The sequence below is a fragment of the Stenotrophomonas sp. YIM B06876 genome, from assembly GCF_030711595.1.
Lineage (GTDB): Bacteria > Pseudomonadota > Gammaproteobacteria > Xanthomonadales > Xanthomonadaceae > Stenotrophomonas.
The window spans coordinates 1-6750 of sequence record NZ_JAUJUJ010000058.1 but is presented as its reverse complement, the minus strand read 5'-3'; the positions used below and the strand labels follow the sequence as shown (position 1 = coordinate 6750).

Genomic DNA, 6750 nt, shown 5'->3' with positions numbered 1-6750 from the left:
CGTGTCCTTGATGCGGCTGCGCGACGCGGACAGGTTTTCGGTCGAGGTCTGCAGGTTCGCCACCACCGAGGTGAAGCGGTTCTGGATCGCACCCAGATCGGCGCGGGTGCTGTTGATTGCGCCCAGGGCCTTGTCGACGATTTCCAGCGCCTGTTGGGCACCCTTGACGGTGGAAACATCGATCTTGTCGGCGAACTGATTGGTGCCCTGTACAGCAGTAGCAGCGCCGACCAGATCGGTGGTGAACACCGTAGCGGCGCCTGCGGCGTTGACGCTGTCCTTGACCGAAGTCAGGGTCAGCGCGCCGGCGGCATCGGCTTCGGCGTAGACGCCGGTTTCACCGATCTTGGCGTTGATGTGCGCAGCCAGTGCCTTGCCGGAAGCTATTTCGTTCGCGGCGGTCAGGCCCGCGCTCGGCACTACCAGCTTGTCAAACTTGACTTCGGTGCCTTTGCTGTCAGTAATGCTGAATGCAGCAATGGTGGTCGCGGCGTTATCGGCAGCGCTGGCGTTCTTGACCACGGCGGCCGTCGCAAACTGCGCGCCACCCAGGGCATTGGCCTTGGCGTCCACAACCTTGTCGATGGCAATGGCCTGGCCAGCATTGGCGCCCACCTGGAACAGCTGGCTGGAGAACGAACCGTCCAGCAGTTTGGTGCCGTTGAAATCCGACTGCTTGGCGACGCGGTCGATTTCGCTGACCAGCTGGGTCACTTCGGCCTGCAGCGCCTTGCGGTCGCTGTTGGAGTTGGTGGCATTGGACGACTGCACCGACAGCTCACGGATGCGCTGCAGGTTGTTGCCGATTTCACTCAGCGAGCCTTCGGCGACCTGTGCCAGCGAGATGCCATCGTTGGCATTGCGGATGGCCACATCGGTACCGCGGATCTGGGTGCCGAAACGTTCGGAGATCGCCAGACCAGCGGCGTCGTCCTTGGCGCTGTTGATGCGCGAACCCGACGACAGGCGCTGGATCGTGGTGGCCAGGGAGCTGCCGCTGGTGCTCAGGTTGCGCTGAGCATTCAACGACATCGTGTTGGTGTTGATGACTTGTGCCATGAGGAAGGGTCCTTGAGCAGTTGCACGTGAGTTGGGTCAGACGCTCCTGACGTGCTTCAGGAGTGCCTCATGTCAGCGCTGCAGCAGGCTGAGCACGTTCTGGGGAACCTGGTTGGCCTGGGCCAGCATGGCGGTGCCGGCCTGCTGCAGGATCTGGGTGCGGGTCAGCTCGGCGGTTTCCTTGGCGAAATCGGTGTCGCGGATGCGGCTGCGCGAGGCCGACAGGTTCTCCGAGGAGGTCTGCAGATTGGCCACTACCGAGGTGAAACGGTTCTGGATCGCGCCGAGGTCGGCGCGGACGCTGTTGACCGATTCCAGTGCCTTGTCGACGATCGACAGGGCCTGCTGTGCGCCTTCGGCGGTGGTCACGCTGAGGTCCTTGACGAAGCTGTTGGTGGCGCCGGTCAACGTGCCGCCGTTGGTGCCGTTCTGGGTCAGACCGATGTTGGCCAGGTCGGTGACGATGGCCCCCGGAGCAGTGGAGGCGGGGCCGGCCACGCCGAGGGCGAAGGTCTGTTCGGACTTGATCGAGGTCAGGCTCAGCACGCCGTTGTCGACGTTGGCCAGTACACCGGTTTCGCCGAGCTTATTGTTGATGGCGGCAGCAGTGGCGGCGGAGATCGATTCGCCGGACTTGACCGTGATATCGCCGATGTTGACCGTGGTGGCGGTGCCGCCCGGCGGGGTCACAGTGACCTGCAGCTGGGAGTACACGCTGTCGGCGGTGGCTTTGTCGGCGGCGCCCAGGGTGGTGCCAGTGAAAACGTTGGCGAAGGTGGCGGCGCCCAACGAGTCGGCCTTGGCGTTGACCACGTTGTTGATGGCGATCGCTTGGCCGGCATTTGCACCCACCTGGAACAGCTGGCTGGTGAAGCTGCCGTCCAACAGTTTGGTGCCGTTGAAGTCGGACTGCTTGGCGACGCGGTCGATTTCGCTGACCAGCTGGGTCACCTCGGCCTGCAGCGCCTTGCGGTCGCTGACGGAGTTGGTGGCGTTGGAGGCTTGCACGGCCAGTTCGCGGATGCGCTGCAGGTTGTTGCCGATCTCGCTCAGCGAGCCTTCGGCGACCTGGGCCAGCGAGATGCCGTCGTTGGCGTTGCGGATGGCCACGTCGGTACCGCGGATCTGGGTGCCGAAACGCTCGGAGATCGCCAGACCGGCGGCGTCGTCTTTTGCGCTGTTGATGCGCAGGCCCGACGACAGGCGCTGGATGGTGGTTGCGAGCGAGGCGCCGCTGGTGCTCAGGTTGCGCTGAGCGTTGAGCGACATCGTATTGGTGTTGATTACCTGTGCCATGGGTCGTCTCCCTTATTGGAATCCCGGTGGTGAATGGAACGAAGCGCCGCCGATTTTTTTGTTTGGCTGTGTGTGCTTCGCTGTTGCCAAATCAATAACGGCGCTTTGTCAACAACCTTTAGCCCGGTTTTTCAACGAAATGGCCGGCAGGGACAAAACCATGCCCTGAGCCGCAGAGAGTCACCCTCCACGGCTGCCGGGAAAGCTACGGGGCGGCTTCGTTGCAGTGCATGCAGCCCCGGCGCCGGGCAGTCCGCGGTGCTGGCGGTAGGCAGCCAGCAGTGAGGGTGGCGCCGACCGTCCGCGCAGTGCCAAGCCATATCAGGCAGGGAAGGGTGCTGGCAGCTCCGTGTCATGCCGGGCACTCAGCGCAGGGGCGATCAACAGACAATAAAAAGGCCGCGATGCTCGGAGCATCGCGGCCTTGGGACCGGCGAGGTGATGGTGGCGCGTCAGCGGATCATATTGAACAGCGACATCGACTGCATCTGCGAGAACAGCGTCTGCGCAGCTTGCAGCGCGGTTTTTTCCAACTGGTATTGGCTCAGTGCGTCGGCATAGTCCAGGTCGCGCATTTGCGACAGCGTGCCTTTCAGCGTGACGACGTTGGATTCGCGCATGTCCGCTGCGTTGTCCAGCGCCTTGAGCTGGGCACCGCCAGCGGCACGCGAGTCGATCATCCGCTCCGCGGCACGCGCCACATCGCGCAATCCACTCTGCAACTGGTTTTGCTGCGCCGCGGCCTGGGCCGGGGTGCCGATATCCATCGAAAGCGATCCGATCAGGTTATCCAAGGTGCTGAAGATGTCACGACTGGTCGAGGAACCCACTTCGAAACTGTCACCTGCAGCCGGCTTGCCATCGATATGCAGACGCACGCCGTTGAGCACCAGGTCATCCCCAGCCTTCATGTTGCCGGTGGCCAGCACGGCGCCACCGGCATCACGCAGCTCGTACTGGTCGGCAGCAGTGAAGCGCACGCTGAAGGGCTGGCCATTCCAGTTGCCGTCGCCGTCGCGGGTGATATTGGTCAGCACTCCGGTGCCGGTATTCGCAGTCGCCGCAACGCCATCGACATGACCATCGCCGGTGGCAATGCGCAGGAAGATTTCGCTGCCGGGTAGCGAGTCCCGTACGTAGGTGTCCGGGCCGACTTCGATCTGGCGCTGGGTCTGGTCTCCGCTGTAGACCACACGGCCATTGACCTGGCTGAAGGGCGGACTGGCATCGGCCGTCCCACCGAACAGATAGCGGCCGGTACCGTCGGTGGCGTTGGCCAACGCAAGCAGATTGCCGCGAATGGCTTCGATCTCCGTGACCATCGATTGCTTGTCCGCCGAGGCCAGCGCCGGATTGTTGGCGTAGATGGTCAGCTCGGTGATGCGTCCCATCATGTCGCCAACCTGGGCGAGCGTGTTTTCCTGCAGGCCCAGGCGGTTTTGTACATTGCCGGCGTTGAGCTGCATGCGCTCCAGCGAAGCCAGACTGCGGTCGAGTCCTACGGCGGCGCCGGAGGCGACCGGATCATCCTTGGCGGTAACCAGCCGCCGGCCGGTGGAGATCTGCTGCTCGAGATGATTCATCTTGGCCTGCTTGGCCATCATCAAGGCGACGGATTGGCTGAACATCGTCCCGGTGGAAATGCGGTTGTTCATCGTGAGACGGCTCCCAGAATGGTCTGGAACATGGTGTCAGCGGTGGAGATGAGCTGCGAAGCGGCCTGGTAGGCCTGTTGCAGCCGGAGCATGTCAGCCGCTTCCTCGTCCAGATTGACCCCGGAGATCGCTTCGCGGGCGGCTTGTGCCTGTGCGGTGATCACCTGCTGCGCCTGGAGCGAATAGTCCGCCGCCCGCGCCGCAGCACCGACCTGGGCGGTCAGGCCGCCAAGGGCGCCGTTCAAGGTCACTGTGCCGCCGTTGAATGCCTTGGCTTGCTCGACTTTCGAGAGCAGCAGGGCATTGTTGTTGTCCGACGAGCCGGAGGGGGTCGGGTCGATGTTGAAACTGTCGCCGGTGCGGGGGGCGCCATCGAGCACGAAGCTCCAACCATTGGCACTGATGGTTTCCCCGGCGGTGTAGGTGAAGGGTCCGGTGCCATCGATGGTGTAGGTGGTGGCGCTGGTGAATTCGATCACAGCAGCGTCGCGCAGGTTGGGGTGGGTGGAATCGGTGACCTTGACACTGCTGAGCTTGCCAGTGCCGGTGTTGGCCAGACTGGCCGCGCCCTTGACCGGCGCAGCGGCGGCAATCCGCGACGCATCGGTGATCGCCACCGCCAGGCTGCCCGCTACGCCCGCAGTGGGCTGCAGCAGCAGGCGGTCATTAGTGCCAGGGGTGCCGGACACCACCAGCTCCACGCCATTGAGTACCAAAGGGTCAGCGGCGCTGCCGCTACCGGTCATCGGGATAGAGGCCCCCGTATCGGCGCGGCTGGCCTGCCACTGGGTGCCATCGAATTTGAGCACCACGTTCTGACCGTCCAGCTTGGACAGGTCGCCGAAGCTGGCGGTCATCGTGGCGGTACCGGTGTTGCCGCTGTGGGTGCCAACCCGCGGTGCGCCGATATTGAAAAAATCGGTACCGGGGTTGCCATACAGGTCCGCGCCCTGGCGGTGCACGTCGTTGAAATTGCTGGCCAGTCCAATGGCCAGTTTGCCCAGCTCAGCCTGGGCCGGAGTAAGCACGGTTTCGCGGAATTCAAGCATGCCGCCAATCTGGCCGCCGAGATTGCGCGATTCCAGCATCACACTCATGCCCTGGGTCTGCAGCGCCAGTTGCAGGCGCTCGGGCTGGTAGGGGTCGGTGATCGTGGTCACCTTGGATGCGTTGGTGCCTACCACCAGCGCCTGGCCGCCGGCGGTAAAGACGTTCATGGCTCCGCCGTCCTGGATGATCGCGGTGCCTCCGGTGTAACCGATGAGGTTGGCGATCAGCTGGTCGCGCCGGTCAAGCAGGTCCGGCGAGGCCTTGCTTACGTCGCCGCCGATTGCCCCATTGATCTGGGCGATTTCCCGCGCCAGCCGGTTGATCTCGGTGGCGCCGGCGATCAGGCCATTGTTGACCTCGCCATTGAGATTGTTGAGCTGGGTGTTGAGCTGTTCGAAGCGGCCTGCCAACGTCTTGCCGCTGTCCAGCAGATTCTGCCGGTCGGCTGTTGCCGAGGCGTTGGACGACAGGCCGCTGACCGAATCGAAGAAGTTGGACCACACCCCGGCAATGTTGGTGGCAGTGTCGGAGAACAGCGCATCGACGCGGTCGGCCATCGACGACAGCTGCTGCAGGCGTGCCAGCTCACCACTGCTGTCGAGCAGGCGCGAGATCGCCAACTGGTCGGCCACGCGGCGGATATCGACAATCTTCGTGCCGTTGCCGATATCACCGAAGCTGAAACTGGTGGAATTGCGCGTGGCGAAATCCACCTTCTGCCGGCTGAAACCGGGCGTGTTGATGTTGGCCACGTTGTGGCTGGTGGTGGCCAGCGCCCGCTGGAAGGCGAGCAGGGCGCTGGTGCCGGTGGAAAGAACGCTAGACATGGGGTGTTATCTCAACGACGGGTCACGCCAAGCCCGGGCAGGCTGACGTTGCTGGCGAAACTGCGGGCCAACCGGGTTCCGGCATCACCAATGGCGGTCACCGCACGATCGATGGTGGGACCGGCGGCGATCGCGGCGATCTTGGCCGCATAGGACGGATCGGTGGCATAACCCGCTTTCTGCAGGCCCTGGGCGAAGCTGCGGACATCGCCGCCGGCCTTCAATGCCGACTGGTAACGCGGGCTGTTCTTGAGCAGGTGCACGTAATCGGAAAAGCTGTCCGCGGCCGAGGCGTAGGCGCGGAAACTGGCGGTTTCATTACGGCGCACGCCATCGACATATTCATGGGTGCCGGTGGTGGCGCGTTCGCCCTTCCAGCCATTGGCCTTGATGCCGAACAGGTTGTGCGCGCTGCCGCCATCGTCGCGACGGATCGGCTTGCGCCCCCAGCCGGTTTCCAGCGCGGCCTGGGCAACGAGCGCGCGTGGATTGACGCCCAGCTCGCGCGCGGCGCGCTCGGCATGCGGCCAGATGCTGGCGACAAAACCTTCCGGGGTGTGGGTGCCCAGCTTTTCCGCTGCGGCACTGGCGATGCCGGTATCCACACTGGTGCCCGGCTGGTTGCCGTGCACGTAGTGCCAGCGGTCGTTGGCCAGTGCCCAGTTTTCGCGGGTCGGATCGGGCAGGGCGGCCTGCATACGGTAGGGATCGGTGCGGCCGATCGCCTCGTGCATCTGGCTGGTCTCGCGCCCGGCGATCAGGTCCAGCGCGCGCTCCATCGGCTGCGCCACCTGGGCCTGCGGTTGACCCGGCAGCAGCGTCAACGGATCGGCTGCGGGCAGCGCGGCCGGCAAGGGCAGCGC

At 64.1% G+C, this 6750-nt stretch carries 5 protein-coding genes; all 5 read right to left on the bottom strand.

The genetic code is table 11. The annotated features are described in order from the left end of the window. Positions 1–1059 (bottom strand): flagellin (locus QZH66_RS14165; RefSeq protein ID WP_305806585.1); only part of this gene is annotated, 1059 nt, incomplete at its 3' end. Between the two features lie 72 nt (positions 1060–1131). After that, positions 1132–2355 (bottom strand): flagellin, encoded by a 1224-nt coding sequence (locus tag QZH66_RS14160; protein WP_305806584.1) that lies wholly within the window; start codon positions 2353–2355, stop codon positions 1132–1134. 452 nt (positions 2356–2807) lie between these two features. Then, the gene (gene flgL / locus QZH66_RS14155; protein ID WP_305806583.1) at positions 2808–4010 is read right to left on the bottom strand and encodes a flagellar hook-associated protein FlgL; all 1203 of its coding nucleotides are present in this window, start codon (positions 4008–4010) and stop codon (positions 2808–2810) included. Next, positions 4007–5887 carry a flagellar hook-associated protein FlgK gene (flgK, locus tag QZH66_RS14150; RefSeq protein WP_305806582.1) on the bottom strand — a complete coding sequence of 627 codons (1881 nt, stop codon included), beginning with the start codon at positions 5885–5887 and terminating at the stop codon, positions 4007–4009. Before flgK ends, flgL begins: the two co-directional genes overlap by 4 nt. 11 nt (positions 5888–5898) lie before the next feature. Further along, positions 5899–6750, bottom strand: an 852-nt coding sequence (gene flgJ / locus QZH66_RS14145; protein WP_305806581.1) for a flagellar assembly peptidoglycan hydrolase FlgJ, incomplete at its 5' end; no start/stop codon positions are given.

Bases quoted from the DNA above. Each gene is read 5' to 3' on its own strand.
- flgK (WP_305806582.1), bottom strand. From the start codon at position 5,887: ATGTCTAGCGTTCTTTCCACCGGCACCAGCGCCCTGCTCGCCTTCCAG.
- flgL (WP_305806583.1), bottom strand. From the start codon at position 4,010: ATGAACAACCGCATTTCCACCGGGACGATGTTCAGCCAATCCGTCGCC.
- QZH66_RS14160 (WP_305806584.1), bottom strand. From the start codon at position 2,355: ATGGCACAGGTAATCAACACCAATACGATGTCGCTCAACGCTCAGCGC.